The 15,366-nt window shown below is 70.9% G+C and carries 17 protein-coding genes; 10 read left to right on the top strand and 7 right to left on the bottom strand.

Annotation, left to right across the window (positions count from 1 at the left end):
- Nucleotides 1-11: 11 nt before the first annotated feature.
- The gene (locus tag MA875_RS08930; protein ID WP_248241842.1) at nt 12-728 is read right to left on the bottom strand and encodes a winged helix-turn-helix domain-containing protein; all 717 of its coding nucleotides are present in this window, start codon (nt 726-728) and stop codon (nt 12-14) included.
- 146 nt (nt 729-874) lie between these two features.
- On the opposite strand from MA875_RS08930, the gene MA875_RS08925 reads away from it, so the two are divergent.
- From MA875_RS08925 to ygfZ, 3 genes are all read left to right on the top strand, one after another.
- Nucleotides 875-1,165, top strand: a complete 291-nt coding sequence (locus MA875_RS08925; protein WP_248241840.1) for a hypothetical protein — start codon at nt 875-877, stop codon at nt 1,163-1,165.
- Nucleotides 1,166-1,333: 168 nt separating this feature from the next.
- The gene (locus tag MA875_RS08920; protein ID WP_248241838.1) at nt 1,334-1,942 is read left to right on the top strand and encodes a nitrobindin family protein; all 609 of its coding nucleotides are present in this window, start codon (nt 1,334-1,336) and stop codon (nt 1,940-1,942) included.
- Nucleotide 1,943: 1 nt separating this feature from the next.
- Nucleotides 1,944-3,050: a CAF17-like 4Fe-4S cluster assembly/insertion protein YgfZ gene (ygfZ, locus tag MA875_RS08915; protein ID WP_248241836.1), complete on the top strand. Its 1,107-nt coding sequence runs from the start codon at nt 1,944-1,946 to the stop codon at nt 3,048-3,050.
- Nucleotides 3,051-3,060: 10 nt separating this feature from the next.
- Here ygfZ and MA875_RS08910 read toward each other — a convergent pair whose 3' ends face one another.
- Complete coding sequence (locus MA875_RS08910; RefSeq protein WP_248241829.1) at nt 3,061-3,885, bottom strand: class I SAM-dependent methyltransferase; 825 nt, start codon at nt 3,883-3,885, stop codon at nt 3,061-3,063.
- Nucleotides 3,886-3,941: 56 nt separating this feature from the next.
- Between MA875_RS08910 and MA875_RS08905 the strand changes: the two genes are divergently transcribed.
- On the top strand, nt 3,942-4,694 hold the full coding sequence (locus MA875_RS08905) for a phosphoglyceromutase (RefSeq protein ID WP_248241827.1): 753 nt from the start codon (nt 3,942-3,944) through the stop codon (nt 4,692-4,694).
- A gap of 60 nt (nt 4,695-4,754) precedes the next feature.
- Here MA875_RS08905 and phoU read toward each other — a convergent pair whose 3' ends face one another.
- The gene (phoU, locus tag MA875_RS08900) at nt 4,755-5,438 is read right to left on the bottom strand and encodes a phosphate signaling complex protein PhoU (protein WP_124293807.1); all 684 of its coding nucleotides are present in this window, start codon (nt 5,436-5,438) and stop codon (nt 4,755-4,757) included.
- A 177-nt stretch (nt 5,439-5,615) separates the two neighbouring features.
- On the opposite strand from phoU, the gene MA875_RS08895 reads away from it, so the two are divergent.
- Both MA875_RS08895 and MA875_RS08890 read left to right on the top strand, forming a co-directional pair.
- Nucleotides 5,616-6,851, top strand: a complete 1,236-nt coding sequence (locus MA875_RS08895) for a sensor histidine kinase (RefSeq protein ID WP_248241825.1) — start codon at nt 5,616-5,618, stop codon at nt 6,849-6,851.
- Nucleotides 6,848-7,531: a response regulator gene (locus MA875_RS08890; RefSeq protein ID WP_248241819.1), complete on the top strand. Its 684-nt coding sequence runs from the start codon at nt 6,848-6,850 to the stop codon at nt 7,529-7,531. Before MA875_RS08895 ends, MA875_RS08890 begins: the two co-directional genes overlap by 4 nt.
- 24 nt (nt 7,532-7,555) lie before the next feature.
- Here the strand turns inward: MA875_RS08890 and MA875_RS08885 are convergent, their stop codons facing one another.
- Nucleotides 7,556-8,083 carry a DNA modification methylase gene (locus tag MA875_RS08885; RefSeq protein WP_248241817.1) on the bottom strand — a complete coding sequence of 176 codons (528 nt, stop codon included), beginning with the start codon at nt 8,081-8,083 and terminating at the stop codon, nt 7,556-7,558.
- 163 nt (nt 8,084-8,246) lie between these two features.
- Between MA875_RS08885 and MA875_RS08880 the strand changes: the two genes are divergently transcribed.
- Together MA875_RS08880 and ispD are read left to right on the top strand one after the other, a co-directional pair.
- The gene (locus MA875_RS08880) at nt 8,247-8,729 is read left to right on the top strand and encodes a CarD family transcriptional regulator (RefSeq protein ID WP_124293803.1); all 483 of its coding nucleotides are present in this window, start codon (nt 8,247-8,249) and stop codon (nt 8,727-8,729) included.
- Between the two features lie 16 nt (nt 8,730-8,745).
- A complete protein-coding gene (ispD, locus tag MA875_RS08875) occupies nt 8,746-9,948 on the top strand; it encodes a 2-C-methyl-D-erythritol 4-phosphate cytidylyltransferase (RefSeq protein WP_248241815.1) in 1,203 nt (400 codons plus the stop codon).
- Nucleotides 9,949-9,990: 42 nt separating this feature from the next.
- Here ispD and MA875_RS08870 read toward each other — a convergent pair whose 3' ends face one another.
- Nucleotides 9,991-10,455, bottom strand: coding sequence for a GNAT family N-acetyltransferase (locus MA875_RS08870; protein ID WP_308221511.1), 465 nt, complete (start codon nt 10,453-10,455; stop codon nt 9,991-9,993).
- A 4-nt stretch (nt 10,456-10,459) separates the two neighbouring features.
- Nucleotides 10,460-11,407 (bottom strand): DMT family transporter, encoded by a 948-nt coding sequence (locus MA875_RS17790; RefSeq protein ID WP_248241812.1) that lies wholly within the window; start codon nt 11,405-11,407, stop codon nt 10,460-10,462.
- A gap of 81 nt (nt 11,408-11,488) precedes the next feature.
- On the opposite strand from MA875_RS17790, the gene cysS reads away from it, so the two are divergent.
- Together cysS and rlmB are read left to right on the top strand one after the other, a co-directional pair.
- Nucleotides 11,489-12,895 carry a cysteine--tRNA ligase gene (gene cysS, locus MA875_RS08860; protein WP_248241811.1) on the top strand — a complete coding sequence of 469 codons (1,407 nt, stop codon included), beginning with the start codon at nt 11,489-11,491 and terminating at the stop codon, nt 12,893-12,895.
- The gene (gene rlmB, locus MA875_RS08855) at nt 12,888-13,886 is read left to right on the top strand and encodes a 23S rRNA (guanosine(2251)-2'-O)-methyltransferase RlmB (RefSeq protein ID WP_248241809.1); all 999 of its coding nucleotides are present in this window, start codon (nt 12,888-12,890) and stop codon (nt 13,884-13,886) included. Before cysS ends, rlmB begins: the two co-directional genes overlap by 8 nt.
- Nucleotides 13,887-13,932: 46 nt before the next feature.
- On the opposite strand, the gene MA875_RS08850 is transcribed toward rlmB, so the two are convergent.
- Entirely contained in the window at nt 13,933-15,360 is a 1,428-nt protein-coding gene (locus MA875_RS08850) for an amidohydrolase family protein (protein WP_248241807.1), read from the bottom strand.
- Between the last annotated feature and the right edge of the window lie 6 nt (nt 15,361-15,366).

Genomic DNA, 15,366 nt, shown 5'->3' with positions numbered 1-15,366 from the left:
CGAAGGCGTGGTCAGGCCTCCGTGCGCTCCCGGTTCGCGGTCCGGTCGCGCGGCGCGGGGATCTGATCGTCCTCGTACACGTTGAACCGGTACCCGACGTTGCGGACCGTGCCGATCAGCTGCTCCAGGTCGCCGAGCTTGGCGCGCAGGCGCCGCACGTGGACGTCGACGGTGCGGGTACCCCCGAAGTAGTCGTAGCCCCACACTTCGCTCAGCAGCTGCTCACGCGTGAAGACCCGCGAGGGGTGGGTGGCGAAGAAGTGCAGGAGCTGGAACTCCTTGTACGTCAGATCCAGCGGCTTGCCGTGGACCTTCGCGGAGTACGAGGACTCGTCGATGCTGATGCCGGAGGTCTGGATGCGGGTGGAGACCTGCTCCTTCGACACCCTGCCGATCGCCAGCCGCACCCTGGCGTCCACTTCCGCCGGCCCCGCGGTGACGAGGATGACGTCGTCGACCCCCCAGTCGGTGGACACTGCCGTCAGACCGCCCTCGGTCACGACGAGGACCAGGGGTGCGTCCAGGCCCGTGGTGTTGAGGATCTTGCAGAGCGATTTCGCCCCTACGAGGTCGACGCGCGCATCGACGAAGATGACGTCGGCGGCGGGCGCGTTGACGAGCTGGGCCGGCTCGGCGGGGATGAGACGCACCCGGTGGCTGAGGAGCTCGAGCGCAGGCAGGACGGGACCTGCTCCCTGCGTGGAGCTCAACACCAGAAGCTGCGCCACTCGCTGCGACCGTCCTCCCGACGCCACGGGCGTCGTTCACCTTGACTTCACGTCGTGAAGCCCAGTGTAGAGCGTGGGAGGAAGTCGCTCGACGCGGGCGGCGGGCCGGGGTGTACCGCCGCGTCGGATAGGCCACAATGAAGGGGATGTCCGAGATCGAGCTCGTTCCGCGCCGCACCGTCGGCGGGATCATCGCCGTCTGGGTGCTGGCGGCGGTCGCGGGGGTGGCGATCGGGCTGCTCGTGCCGGTGGACTGGCGGGCGGCGTGGTTGACCGTGACGCTCGGCGGGTGCCTCATCGTGGCCTTCGCGGTGCAGCTCTGGTACGGCCGCTCGCAGGGGTTCACCGAGCGGGTGGCGGCCAGCGTGCTCGGCGCGCTGCTGGTCCTCGGAGTGCTCAGCATGGGCTTCGCACTCGCCGCGGTCGTCACGGGGTAGCCGCGTCACGGCTCGCATCCGCCATCGGCGTTAGACTCGGGGCTATGGACCTCCTTGCGCTGGAAATCTTCTACCTGGGGTTGCTGGGTCTCGCCTCGGTCGCGATCGCGTTCGTGTCGGCCGTCGTGATCAAGAACCTCTACCGCGGTCAGCGCTGACGAGCCCTTCGTGCTCGAGCTGCCGACCGACCTCCCCGCCGATCTCGCTCCCCTCTCGTGGCTTCTGGGCGTCTGGGAGGGCACGGGGGTCATCGACTACGACACCCCTGAGCGGCACTACACCGGCGAGTTCCGCCACCGGGTGAGCTTCAGCCACGACGGGGGAGACCACCTGAACTACGCGGCCCGGGCCTGGCTGCTCGCTCCCGCGCCCGATCCCCAGCCGCAGGAGCTGGTCTCGGAGACGGGGTTCTGGCGGCTCTCGCGCGCCGCCACCGCCGCGGATCCGGGCCCGGGTCTCCTGCCGCCGGTCGAGGCCGGACCCACCCGGACGGTCGACGACGTCGAGTCGCTGCGCACCCCCGAGGGCGACTTCGAGGTCGAAGCGGCGATCGTGCACTCCGACGGCATCAGCGAGCTCTACCTCGGTCGCGTCCGCGGGCCCCGCATCGACCTCGCCACCGACGCCGTCGTGCGCACCGCCGGCGCCAAGTCCTACACGGCCGCCACACGGATGTACGGTCTCGTCGACGGTCATCTGCTGTGGGCGTGGGACATCGCCGCGGTGGGGGCGCGGCTGGGATCTCACGCCTCGGCCCGACTGGCGAAGGCGGACTGACATGCTCCCTCCCCTCGATCTCCCCGGCGCGATCGTGCAGGACGGGGTGCTGCAGCACCTCGGCAATCCGCTCGGCGAGCAGCGGGCGCTCGCTCAGGGGCACGCGGTGGCCCTCCTCGGCGATCGCGGAGTGATCGCCGTCTCCGGGCCCGACCGGCTGTCGTGGCTGGACTCGCTCACCTCCCAGGCCGTCGCGCACCTCGCTCCCGGGGAGAGCACCGAGCTGCTCGTCCTCGATCCTCACGGACACGTCGAGCACGTGGCATCCGTCCTCGACGACGGTGAGACGACCTGGTTGATCGTCGACGCGGCCGACGTCGAGTCGCTGAGCGCGTGGTTGACCCGGATGCGCTTCCGGCTGCGCGTGGAGATCAGGGATGCCACGGGCGATCTCGTGGTGGTCGGCGGGACGGATGCCGCGGTGCGCCGTGTCACCGCTGCCGCGCCCGAGGGTCGCGCCCTTATGTGGCAGGATCCGTGGCCCCGGGTGCAGGTCGGCGGGCACGCCTACGGCCCGGACGAGGACCACCCCGGCGCCGATTGGGATTGGACCGAGGCGCTCCTCGCGCCCGAGGACGCGGATCGGCTGCTCGCCGACGCGCGTCGCGGCGACATCGCCCTCGCCGGATCGCTCGCCGCCGACGCGCTGCGCATCGCGGCGTGGCGTCCGCGCTGGCGGGGTGAGGCCGATGACCGCGCCCTGCCCCACGAAGCCGACTGGCTGCGCACCGCCGTGCACCTGAGCAAGGGCTGCTACCGGGGCCAGGAGACAGTGGCCAAGGTGCACAACCTCGGGCATCCGCCCCGCCGCCTCGTCGCCCTCCACCTGGACGGGAGCGACAGCGTCCTCCCCGCCCCGGGGTCACCCGTGCGGATCGGCGAGGACGCGGTGGGGGCGATCACCTCGTCTGCGCTGCATCACGAGGAGGGGCCGATCGCCCTGGCGCTCGTGCGCCGTAACACCCCGATCGACGCCGAGCTGGTGGTGGACACCGAGGTCGGCGCGGTCGCGGCGGCCCAGGTCGCCATCGTGCCGCCGGAGGCCGGCGCGGTGGCGGGCGTGCCGCGCATCACCCGTCTGTCGCGGCGCAAGGTCGCCGAAGCCTGATCACCGCGCGTCACCGCGGGGCGACGTGCTCCCACGGGACCGTCACCTCTCCCAGACGCCACCGGGATCTGTCGGGAAGATCCACGCCCCGGGCGCGCAGACCCCGAAGCGCGCCCTCCCACCGCTGCACCGGACCGAACGGGGCAAGACCTGCGGCGCGCTCCCACTCCTCGTCCAGGGCCCGCAGCACGTCGTGGATGCGCTCGCCCGGCACGTTCCGGTGGATGAGCGCCTTCGGAAGCCTCTCGGCCACCACTCCGGGTCGGTTGAGGTCGGTCAGGCGGAGGGAGATCGTGAGGGTGCGGGGGAGGGCGGAGTCGTCGACGGCGATCCAGCTCGCGACCCTGCCCCGTTCATCGCACGTGCCCTCGACGAGGATCCCGCCCGGCTGCAGCCGCGACGCCATGCGCTGCCACGCACCCGCGACGTCGGCCTCGTCGTACTGACGGAGGACGTTCATGGCCCGGATGACCACGGGGCGACGGTCGCCCGCAAGGGGAACCTCGAAACCACCGCGGTCGAACCGCACGCGGGCGTCGGGCGAGAAGGCGGTCTGCCCGGCGCGCACCCGCTCGAGCTCCTCACGGGCGACGTCGACCCGCGCCGGATCGATCTCGAGCCCGACGACCTCGACGTCCGGGCGCGCACGGCAGACCCGAGACCACAGTTCCAGCGCCGTCCATCCACGCGCGCCGTAGCCGAGATCGACGATGAGGGGATCGTCCGTGCGTCGCAGGGCGGGGTGGCGGGAGATCCACCGGTCGATGCGGCGGAGCCGATTCGTGCCGGTCGTCCCGCGGGTGATCCGCCCGATGGGAGCGCGTCCGGCGGCCATCCCCCCATGATGCCAGCGGGTTCGGGAGCTGCCGGACCGCTCAGTAGCATGAAGGTATGACCGAGCCCTCTACGCTGATCCTCCTTCGTCATGGCCAGAGCGAGTGGAACGAGCTCAACCTCTTCACCGGGTGGGTCGATGTCCGCCTGACCGAACAGGGCAAGGCCGAGGCCATCCGCGGCGGCCAGCTGCTGGCCGAGTCGGGGCTGGCCCCCGACATCCTCTACACCTCCGTGCTCAGCCGCGCGATCCAGACGGCGAACCTCGCCCTCGACGCGGCCGACCGACTCTGGATCCCTGTGAAGCGGTCGTGGCGGCTGAACGAGCGCCACTACGGGGCGCTCCAGGGCAAGGACAAGGCCCAGACCCTGGCGGAGTTCGGGCAGGAGCAGTTCATGCTCTGGCGCCGCTCGTTCGACGTCCCGCCGCCCCCGCTGGCCGACGACTCCGAGTTCAGCCAGGTCGGCGACCCGCGCTACGCCGGCATCGACGGCGAGGTGCCCCGCACCGAATCGCTGGCGCTCGTCATCGACCGACTGCTGCCGTACTGGAACAGCGACATCGTCCCCGACCTCCAAGCGGGCAAGACCGTGCTCGTCACCGCCCACGGCAATTCGCTCCGCGGTCTGGTGAAGCACCTCGAGGGCATCAGCGACGCCGACATCGCCGAGGTCAACATCCCCACCGGAATTCCGCTCGTCTACCGCCTCGACGAGAACCTCGTGCCCGACGGCCCCGGGCAGTACCTCGACCCCGAGGCCGCCGCCGCCGGCGCCGCGGCCGTGGCCGCGCAGGGCGCGAAGAAGTAGCGCCTCCCCTGCGACGACGAAACGGGCCCGCGCGGGCCCGTTTCGTTCGTTCGGGGTGGGTCAGGCGTTCGCGGCCTGCGCCTCTTCGAAGGCCTCGCCGTGGCTCGCCCAGTCGCCGGTGGCGAGATAGATCATCTTCTTGCCGATCGAGACGGCGTGGTCTGCGAAGCGCTCGTGGTAGCGGCTCGCCAGCGTGGCGTCGACGGTCGCCGAGGCCTCACCCTCCCAACTGTCGGAGAGCACCTTCTCGAAGACGCTGACGTGCAGGTCGTCGATCTTGTCGTCGAGGTCGCGGATGCGATCGGTGATCGTCAGGTCGATCGTCCGCAGGAGCTCGGTGAGCAGCCGTGCGGCTTCGACGTCGAGCTGACCCATCTTCGAGAACGTCGACTTCAGTCCCTTCGGCACCGCGCGCTCGGGGAAGCGCATGCGCGTGAGCTGGGCGATGTGCTCGGCGATGTCGCCCATGCGCTCCAGCGACGCGCTGACCCGCAGCGCGCTGACGACGATGCGGAGGTCGCGGGCGACGGGCTGCTGACGGGCCAGGATCTCGATGGCCAGCTCGTCGAGCTCGACGGTCTTCTGGTCGATGATGAGGTCGGCGTCGATGACCTCCTCGGCGAGCGAGACGTCGCTGGAGCCGAAGGCACGGGTGGCCTTGTCGATCGCCACCGTGACGAGCTCGGAGATCTCGACCAGACGCGACTGCACGTCCTCCAGCGACTGATGGAATACCTCGCGCATCGCACGCACCTTTCGTCTTGTGTCGTCGTCCACCTCGGGCGTGCACGCACGACCCCCGCGATTGTCGTCAGCAGAGGTTAACGAATGGTGCCCGAACAGTGAACAGTACCGGCCCCGCCCTCGCGGCGCCGCTCCTCGCGCCGGAGCGCCGGTGCCTGGCACTCTACGCTGGATGACATGGACACGACGCAGCTCGCGCTGCTGGCCCTCCTCGCCGGGGTGGTCATCGGGGCACTTCTGAGCGCGATCGTCCTGATCTCGATGCGTGCCCGCGATCGCCTTCGGGCGGCGGATTCGCGCGAGCTCCCCGAGGGCATGAGCGAGGTGCTTCACGGCATGGACGACCCCGCCGTCGTCGTCGACAACTCCTTCACGGTCCTCGCCGCCTCCGCCTCGGCGACGCCCTTCCACCTCATCGAGGGGTCGGCGCTTCCCGGCGACGATCTGCGGGTGCTCGTGCGCAAGATGAAGGATGACGCCACGTCGGCGTCGTCGACGATCCGCCTTCAGCGCGGTGCCCCGCCCGCCGAGCCCCGACTGGTGTCGGTCCGCGCGACGCGGATCTCCCCGCGCCTGACGCTCCTGGTGCTCCGCGACATCACCGAGCGGGAGCGGGTGGAGCAGATGCGGCGCGATTTCGTGGCCAACACCAGCCACGAGCTGAAGACCCCGGTGGGCGCGGTGAGTCTGCTCGCCGAGGCGATCGAGTCCGCCGCCGACGATCCGGATCAGGTGCGGGTGTTCTCCGCGCGCCTGACGGCCGAGGCGAACCGGCTCGCCCTCCTGACCTCCCGCATCATGAACCTGTCGCGGCTGCAGTCCGCCGACGAGCTCTCCGAGGAGCGCAGCGTGTCGATCGACGAGGTCATCGCCGCCGCGGTGGATGCGCACACGCTGCAGGCCGAGTCCGCCGACGTCACCCTGACCCGCGGCGGCACGCGTGGTCTGTACGTCCGCGGCGACGGGCAGATCCTCAGCGAGGCGATCGGCAACCTCATCGCCAACGCGATCGCGTATTCGCCGAAGGGCTCGAGCGTCGGGGTCGGTGTCAAAGCCGTCGACGACATCGTCGAGATCGCGATCACCGACCGCGGGATCGGCATCCCCGAGGCCGATCAGGAGCGCATCTTCGAACGGTTCTACCGCACCGATCAGGCGCGGTCGCGACGCACCGGCGGGACCGGTCTCGGGCTCGCCATCGTCAAGCACGCCGTCCAGCGGCACGGCGGCGAGGTGCGTCTGTGGTCCCGGCCGGGGCGCGGCTCGACCTTCACCGTCCGTCTGCCGCTGGTAGACCCGCCCCTGGATGACACTCCCGGCCGCCGCCCGCGGCGCAAGCGTCCCGCGTCCGCGGCCGGCCGCGCCGCGGCATCCGTCCCCTCTCGCCCCGTTCCGAACGGAGAACCCGAATGACCCGCGTCCTGCTCGTCGAGGATGAACCCGATCTCGCCGACCCCCTGGCTTACCTGCTCAAGCGAGAGGGCTACGAGGTCGAGATCGCCGAGGACGGGGCGCTCGCGCTCACCGCCTTCCGGGAGCGGGGAGCCGACATCGTGCTGCTGGATCTCATGCTTCCCGGCATGCCGGGCACCGAGGTCTGCCGGCAGATCCGCACGACCTCGGCCGTGCCGATCATCATGCTGACCGCGAAGGACTCCGAAGTCGACATCGTCGTCGGGCTCGAACTCGGCGCCGACGACTACGTCACCAAGCCCTACTCGGCCCGGGAGCTCCTGGCGCGGATGCGCGCGGTGCTCCGGCGCCTGCAGCAGACCGATGCCGATCTGCAGGACCACGTCCTCGTCGGTGGGCGGGTCGTGCTCGACATCGACCGGCACACGGTCAGCGTCGACGACGAGCAGATCAACATGCCCCTGAAGGAATTCGAGCTGCTCGAGGTGCTGATGCGCAACGCCGGTCGCGTGCTCACCCGCGGTCAGCTCATCGACAGGGTGTGGGGCAGCGACTACTTCGGCGACACCAAGACCCTCGACGTGCACATCAAGCGGATCCGCTCGCGCATCGAGGAGAACCCGTCCGACCCCACGATGCTCGTCACCGTGCGGGGGCTCGGGTACCGCTTCGAGGGCTGAGCCCGGGGCCGTGCCTCGCGCGGGTCAGGAGGCCGAGGGGACGAACGGCGCGAGGTACTCCTGCTCGCCGTCCAGCACCGGCACATCGGTCAGCACGGTTTCGCCGTCGCCGGACTGGAAGCTCGCCGGCACATCGCTGCCGGGGAGCATCTCGATCCCCTCGAGCAGGATCGGGTCCTCGCCGTCGACCCCGAGGCTGATGACCGTGTTCGCCGGGACGCGGATCGTCTCGGACACGCCGCTGCCGGGCTCGCCGAACTCCATGCTGACGGTGTGGTTCTCATCGGTGGAGTTGACGAAGGCGCCGAGGAGATTGCCGGCCGAGCCGTCCTCGTTCGCGACGATGAGGACGTTGCGGATCTGCACCGGGCCGCTCTCGGGCGAGACGATGATGCCGTCGGAGGGGGAGTAGGTGATCGTCGTCGCCTGAGTGGAGATCAGAGCGCACCCGCTGGCCCCGAGGAGGACGGCGGCACCGAGGGCGCCGGCGGCCATCATGCGGGCGGCGGTCCGCGAGCGTCCCGTGCGGAAAGTGCTGTTCAACGAAATCACGGATCCTCCCGGAACGGATGGCGGCAACCCTTGCATTCTATGGGGTGCGGCCGCCCGGGGCGGGCCACCGGGGGCGCGGCGCGGTGCACGTGCGCGGCGGACCGGCGAACTCTAGCGTATGTCGCCTGTGGTATTCTGGACGTTGCCGAAAGGACATAACTCCATGCTTTTTGAGGTTGGCGAGACGGTCGTCTACCCCCACCACGGGGCGGCGACGATCGCGGAAGTGAAGACCCGCATCATCAAAGGCGAAGAGAAGGTCTATCTGAAGCTCCGCGTCACACAGGGCGACCTCACCATCGAGGTCCCCGCTGACAACGTCGACCTCGTCGGTGTCCGCGATGTGATCGGCAAGGAAGGCCTCGAGCGCGTCTTCGACGTTCTGCGCGCTCCCTTCACCGAAGAGCCCACGAACTGGTCGCGCCGCTACAAGGCGAACCTCGAGAAGCTCGCCTCTGGTGATGTGATCAAGGTCAGCGAGGTCGTCCGCGACCTGTGGCGCCGCGATCAGGATCGCGGTCTGTCCGCCGGCGAGAAGCGCATGCTGGCCAAGGCGAAGCAGATCCTCATCTCCGAGCTCGCCCTGGCGGAGAAGACCGACGAGGAGAAGGCCAGCGTCCTTCTCGATGAGGTTCTGGCCTCCTAGTCGATAGCGTGGGGGTGTGAGCATCACCCCCGTTCCCCGCGTCGCGGTCATCGTCGTCGCTGCCGGTTCCGGCACGCGGCTCGGTGCCGGTCCGAAAGCCTTCGTCGGACTGGACGAGCACACGATCCTCCGTCACGCGTTGACGCGGGTGTTCCAGACCGCGCCGGCGCAGGTGGTGATCGTCGCGCCGTCAGGCCGCGAGGGCGATGCGCTCACCGACGCGCTCGAAGCGGCCGGAGACCGTCGCGATCTCGTCAGCGTCGTGACCGGCGGCGCCTCACGGCAGTCGTCGGTCGCCGCGGGGATCGCGGCGCTCTGGGCCGACATCGATCACGTCCTCGTCCACGACGCCGCGCGGTGCCTGACGCCCGCCGCGGTCTTCGACCGGGTGATCGCTGCGCTGGAGCTCGGGCATGCGGGCGCCGTGCCGGTGCTGCCCGTCGTGGACACCATCAAGCGCGTCCAGGACGACCTCATCGTCGGTGTCGTGGATCGCAGCGAGCTCGCTGCGGCGCAGACACCGCAGGGTTTCCGCCGCGACATCCTCGAGACCGCGTACCGCTCCGCGACCGCAGAGTTCACCGACGACGCCGCCCTCGTGGCCGACGCCGGGCACGTCGTCCTCGCGGTCGACGGGGATCCCCGGGCGTTCAAGGTGACGACCCCTGCAGACCTCGATCGGGCGAGGAGTCTCGTCGCGACCGAGCCGGTGGCCGCGGTGCCGTCCTCGCTCCATCCCGCACCGGCCGTGCCCCGCGTGGGGATCGGCACAGACGTGCACGCCGTCGGCGGCGACGGCGCGCTGTGGCTCGCGGGACTCGAATGGCCGGGCGAACCCGCGCTCTCGGGCCACTCCGACGGCGACGCCGTCGCCCACGCCATCGTCGACGCGCTTCTGGCCGCGGCCGGCCTCGGCGATATCGGCACGCACTTCGGCACCGACAGGCCGGAATTCGCCGGGGCCCACGCCGACGCGTTCCTCGCGCGCACGCACGCTCTGCTGGGCGAGGCGGGCTTTCGGATCGGAAACGTCTCGGTGCAGGTGCAGGCGAGGCGCCCGCGCTTCGCCATGCGCCGCGCCGAGGCCGAGGCGGTGCTCTCTCGGGCCCTCGGGGGTGCCCCCGTGTCGGTGTCGGCGACGACGACCGACGGCCTCGGGTTCACCGGCCGCGGGGACGGCGTGGCCGCGTTCGCCGTCGCGCTCGTCCTGCCCGCCTGACGGCGGTCGCCGTGTCCTCGGAAGCGCCCGAATCGGGGAGCCTCAGACCTGCCGGGTGAGGAAGACTGAGTGCGGGTCGGGCACGTAAGGCGCGAACGGGTCGCAGAAGGCGAAGCCCTCGCTGACGTAGAGCCCGCGTGCCGGCGCGAAGGCCGGCGCCGACCCCGTCTCCAGCCAGAGCGAGGTCATCCCTCGTCGCGCGGCGCGCTCGACGAGGTGGCGGAGGATCCGCCGCCCGACGCCGCGGCCGCGGTACTCGTCGGCGACGCGCATGGATTTCAGCTCTCCGCGGGCGTCGTCGAGCGCCGCGAGCGCCCCGATGCCCGCGAGCACCGCGCCGTCCCATGCGCCCCAGAGCTCCACGGCCGGGTCGTCGAGGGCATCGGCCCCGCGCGCGTGCACGCTCTCGGCGGGGGACAGCGCGTGCATGTCGCGCAGGTGCAGGTCGATGAGCGCCCGCACCGCGGGGTCACCGACCGAGGCCTGCTGCAGCACGATCTCCGACACCGTCCTAGCCCTCCACCGCGAAGGGCCGGGGATCCCGCGGCGCCCGGGATCCGCGGGCGAGGAGGGCGAGCCCGATTCCCAGAACGACGAGCCCCACCACCGCGAGCGCGGACAGCCGCTCGCCGAGGAGGGTGAGTCCGAGGATCGCCGCGGTCAGCGGTTCGCCCAGGGTGAGGGTCGCCGCGGTCGCGGCGGTGAGGCCGCCGAGCCCCCAGGTGAACAGGACGTAGGCGATGGAGATCGTGCCGAGGCCGAGCCATAGGGCCATCGCGAGCCCGACCGGCTCTCCGAGCCACGACACATCGACGAACGGCAGCGCCGGAAACGACACCAGGGCGGCGCTCGCGCCCATCCCGGCGACGACCGTGAAGGGATCCCAGCCGGAATCCAGGAGCGTGCGCTGCACGTTCGCGATGACGGCGAAGGAGGCGGCGGCGCCCAGCGAGCCCAGGAGACCCACCGCGTCGGTTCCGCCGCTGCCGCCGACACCGCCGCCGACATCGCCGCCGCCGATGCCGAGGAGGAGGACGCCGACCGTCGCCGCGCCGGTCGCGAGCGCCCAGGTGGCGGTGGGGAGGCGCCTGGTCAGCAGCCATTCGAGCAGGCCCGCCATCACCGGTGCCGAGCCGAGCGCCACCACCGTGCCGACCGCGACTCCGTTGCGCTCGGTGCCGAGGAAGAACAGCGGCTGGTAGAGCGCGAGGCAGACACCGGTGACGGTCATCAGCAGCAGGGGACGGGTGCGAAGGCGCGGCGGAGGCGGCGCGTCGACCGGGCGTCGCCGCGCGTGACGGCGAGCGAGGACGCCCGCGAGGAGCGCGAGCCCGGTGCCGCCGATGACCATGCGCATGACGCCGATCGAGAGGGGAGTGGTGTCGCCGGGACCCAGGGCCTGCGACGTGCCGGTCGTGCCGAACAGCACCGCGGCGGCGAGGACGGCGAGAACGTGCACCCTACAGTTCTACCGGCCCGCGGCGCGGGCACCCGACCGGTCGGGCATGGGCCGGGCGGGCGCCGCCGGTAGGCTGGATCGGTGACTCTCCGGCTCTACGACACCAAAGCGCAGGCTCTGCGCGAGTTCGTGCCGCTCGACCCCGCCGAGGTCACCGTGTACGTCTGCGGGCCGACCGTGCAGTCCGGCCCGCACGTCGGGCACCTCCGCGGTGCGCTGAGCTTCGACATCCTCCGCCGGTGGCTTGGTCACCGGTACGGCCGGGTGACCTTCGTCCGCAACGTCACCGACATCGACGACAAGGTGCTCGCCAACGCCACGTCGGAGGAGTCGTGGTGGGCGCTGGCGTACCGCATGGAGCAGCAGTTCGCGCGCGCCTATGCCGCGATCGGCATCCTTCCCCCCACCTACGAACCGCGTGCCACCGGCTCGATCCCGCAGATGCTGAGCCTCATCGAACGCCTCGTCGAGAGAGGCCATGCCTATGCGGCGGAGGGGGACGTCTACTTCGACGTGCGCTCCTGGCCGTCGTACGGCGAGCTGACCCGGCAGAGTCTGGACGCGATGGAGCCCGCCGCCGACGCCGACCCCCGCGGCAAGCGCGACCCCCGCGACTTCGCGCTGTGGAAGGGCGCGAAGCCCGGTGAGCCCGAGTCGGCGACGTGGGAGTCGCCGTGGGGGGCCGGCCGCCCCGGATGGCACATCGAGTGCTCGGCGATGTCGCGGCGGTACCTCGGGCCCTCCTTCGACATCCACGGCGGGGGACTGGACCTTCGCTTCCCCCACCACGAGAACGAACTGGCGCAGTCGGCGGCGGCCGGTGACGGCTTCGCCCGGTACTGGGTGCACAACGGCCTGGTCACCGTCGGCGACCAGAAGATGTCGAAGTCGCTCGGCAACTACCTCCTCGCCGCCGACGTGCTGCGCGACCACGACCCGCTCGTGGTGCGCTACGCGCTCGCCGCGGCCCACTATCGCTCGAGCCTCGATCTCACGACCTCGAGCTTCGAAGAGGCGGCGGCCGCGCTCGAGCGCATCCGCTCCTTCCTCGAGCGGGCCACCCGCACCCTCGCCCGGCCGGAGGATGACACGGTGGTGGAGGCGACCGTGCCCCCGGCGTTCGCCGCCGCGATGGACGACGACCTCAACGTGCCGCAGGCCCTCGCCGTGGTGCACGAGCGGGTGCGGCAGGGCAACACCGCGCTGGACGCGGGAGAGAAGGATGCCGCGCGCGCGGCGTGGGCCGATGTCGCCGTCTCGGTAGGGATCCTCGGCCTTGACCCCGAGGACCCGCGCTGGCGCGCGGGCGGCGGGGCGGAGGCTGCGGCGTTGGACGCGCTCGTGCACACGATGATCGCGCAGCGCGCGCAGGCGCGCGCGGAGAAGGATTGGGCGAGCGCGGACCGCATCCGCGACGCGATCGCCGCAGCAGGCGTGGTCCTGGAGGACACCGCCGACGGAACGCATTGGAGTCTGGAGAATGGCTAAGCCGGGAAACCCCGCCGCCGGTCGCGGCAAGAAGAAGGGCGCGACGAAAGGCTCGGGGGGGAAGAACCGCCGTTCGCTGGAAGGTCGAGGCCCCACGCCCAAGGCCGAGGACCGCGCCTGGCACCCCGCCGGCAAGCGGAAGGCGGCTGCGGAGCGATACGCCGCCGCGGGCGGTAAGGCGCGTCCGAGCGGCTCGGCGGCCTCCGCGCCTCGCCGCGCGCCGAAGAAGGACGACGACACCGAGAACGTCACCGGCCGCAACTCCGTGCTCGAAGCCCTTCGGGCGAAGATCCCGGCGACGGCGCTGTACATCGCCCAGCGGGTGGAGATGGACGATCGGGTGAAGGAGATGCTCGCGATCGCGACGCACCGCGACATCCCGGTCCTTGAAGTCACCCGTCCCGAACTCGACCGCATGGCGGGATTCGACGGCGTGCACCAGGGGGTGGCGCTGAAGGTGCCGCCGTACGCGTACGCCCACCCGCAGGATCTGCTGGAGAAGATCATCGACAGCGGCCAGACGCCGCTGCTGGTGGCCCTGGACGGCATCACCGATCCGCGGAACCTCGGCGCGATCATCCGCTCCACCGCCGCCTTCGGCGGGCAGGGCATCATCGTCCCCCAGCGGCGCTCCGCCGGGGTGAACTCGGCGGCGTGGAAGACCAGCGCCGGGGCTGCGGCTCGTGTGCCCGTCGCGCTGGCGGCGAACCTCACCACCATGCTGAAGGAGTTCAAGAAGCAGGGCGTCTTCGTCCTCGGGCTCGACGGCGGGGGAGAGGTCGCCCTTCCCGATCTGCAGCTCGCCGACCGTCCGGTCGTGATCGTCGTCGGGTCGGAGGGAAAGGGGCTGTCGCGCCTGGTGACCGAGACCTGCGACCAGATCGTCTCGATTCCGATCTCCACCGCCGCCGAGTCGTTGAACGCCGGTATCGCGGCATCCGTCGCCCTCTACCAGGTGGCGACGCTGCGGGCAGCGAGAACGGCAGGATGACTGCGGGCGGCGTCCGGCTTCGTCCTGACGCCGCCCGCAGAGTCCGTCACTTCTTGTACTGGTAGGGGTTGTAGAGCACCTCGACCTCGGGGATCTCGGGGTGCATGCCCGCGACCCACTCGTCGCCGACCTCGCGCTCGAGGTAGGACACCGTGTCGTCGAGCTTCGCCTTGACGCCCGGCAGGTCTCCGGCCACGAGGCGACCGTCGGACTTCACGACCTCGCCGCCGACGAGCACCGTGTGCACGTCTCCGCGCTGAGCCTGGTAGACCACCTGTCCCCAGGGGTTCACCAGCGGTGCCCACGTGGCCGAGTGCTCGTTCTTCAGCAGCACGACGTCGGCGAGCTTGCCCTTCTCCAACGACCCGATCTCTCCGTCCTTGCCGAGCGCCTGCGCGCCGCCGCGGGTGGCCATGTGCACCACGTCCTCGGCGCGGAGTTTGACGTGGGTGACGGTCTCGGCCGGCTCGAGCTGGTGGGCGAGGTAGTGCTCCAGCGCACGGTCGGCGTTGACGGTCGCCCGCATGGCGGAGAACAGATCCGCGCTGAACCAGACGCTCGTGTCGACCGAGAGCGAGGTGGGGATGCCGTACTTGCGCAGCTGGTGCACGGGCGGGTAGCCCTGGCCGCAGGTGTCCTCCGACTCGGTGGCGAGCGAGACGTTGCCGCCGGTCGCGGCGATCTTCTGGTACGAGTCGGCCGACAGCGTCGCGGCGTGGACGTAGGTGAATCCCTCCTCCATCACCCCCGCGGCGTAGGCGTTGCGGATCCCCCAGTCGTTCGTCGCCCCCCAGACGCCCGCGTGGGTGGTGACGCGAAGGCCCAGATCCTTCGCCACCCGATAGGCGGCGAGCTCGGGGAAGTTCTCGTCCTGATTGGGCACGTCGAAGGCGATCTGGGTGCCGAACATGCGGGAGTCGTCGCGCGAGGCGGTGAGGATCTTCTGCACCTCGGGGTCGGCGGTCCACTCCCACGGGGAGACGTGGATGTTGCCGTAGGCGAAGACGAACCGCCCGGGGGAGTTCGCCAGGGCCTCGTACGCGGCCCACCCGTGCTCGGGGGTGCGCAGGCCATGCGACCAGTCGACGCTCGTCGTGACGCCGGACTCGATCGCGTCGAGGGCCGAGATGAGGTTGCCGGCGGCGTAGTCCTGGGGACGGAACTTCGCGCCGTGCTGCAGGTAGTACCAGACGAAGTACTGCGTCAGCGTCCAGTCCGCGCCGTAGGCGCGCATGGCGGTCTGCCACATGTGGCGGTGGGTGTCGACCATGCCGGGCATGAGGATGCCGCCGGCGGCGTCGATCTCGAAGGTGTTGTCGGGGACCGAGAGGTTCGTTCCGACCTCGGCGATCTTCCCGTCGACGACGAGGACGTCGCCGTCGGGGATCACGGTGTGGGCGTCATCCATGGTCAAGACGATGCCGTGACGGAACACGATGGGCTGGCCACTGTGCGGCAGCGGGGTTTCAGGCATAAACGC

It is taken from the genome of Microbacterium kunmingense (genome assembly GCF_023155745.1).
GTDB lineage: Bacteria > Actinomycetota > Actinomycetes > Actinomycetales > Microbacteriaceae > Microbacterium > Microbacterium kunmingense.
Note: the sequence above shows the minus strand (reverse complement) of the source record. Positions and strands in the feature narration are given on the sequence as shown.

What these genes read in the sequence shown, in the direction of transcription:
- phoU (WP_124293807.1), bottom strand. Translation starts at nt 5,438, where the DNA reads ATGCGCGAGGTATTCCATCAGTCGCTGGAGGACGTGCAGTCGCGTCTG.
- MA875_RS08850 (WP_248241807.1), bottom strand. Translation starts at nt 15,360, where the DNA reads ATGCCTGAAACCCCGCTGCCGCACAGTGGCCAGCCCATCGTGTTCCGT.
- MA875_RS08895 (WP_248241825.1), top strand. Translation starts at nt 5,616, where the DNA reads ATGGACACGACGCAGCTCGCGCTGCTGGCCCTCCTCGCCGGGGTGGTC.
- MA875_RS08890 (WP_248241819.1), top strand. Translation starts at nt 6,848, where the DNA reads ATGACCCGCGTCCTGCTCGTCGAGGATGAACCCGATCTCGCCGACCCC.
- rlmB (WP_248241809.1), top strand. Translation starts at nt 12,888, where the DNA reads ATGGCTAAGCCGGGAAACCCCGCCGCCGGTCGCGGCAAGAAGAAGGGC.
- ygfZ (WP_248241836.1), top strand. Translation starts at nt 1,944, where the DNA reads ATGCTCCCTCCCCTCGATCTCCCCGGCGCGATCGTGCAGGACGGGGTG.
- MA875_RS08925 (WP_248241840.1), top strand. Translation starts at nt 875, where the DNA reads ATGTCCGAGATCGAGCTCGTTCCGCGCCGCACCGTCGGCGGGATCATC.
- MA875_RS08905 (WP_248241827.1), top strand. Translation starts at nt 3,942, where the DNA reads ATGACCGAGCCCTCTACGCTGATCCTCCTTCGTCATGGCCAGAGCGAG.
- MA875_RS08880 (WP_124293803.1), top strand. Translation starts at nt 8,247, where the DNA reads ATGCTTTTTGAGGTTGGCGAGACGGTCGTCTACCCCCACCACGGGGCG.
- MA875_RS08910 (WP_248241829.1), bottom strand. Translation starts at nt 3,885, where the DNA reads ATGGCCGCCGGACGCGCTCCCATCGGGCGGATCACCCGCGGGACGACC.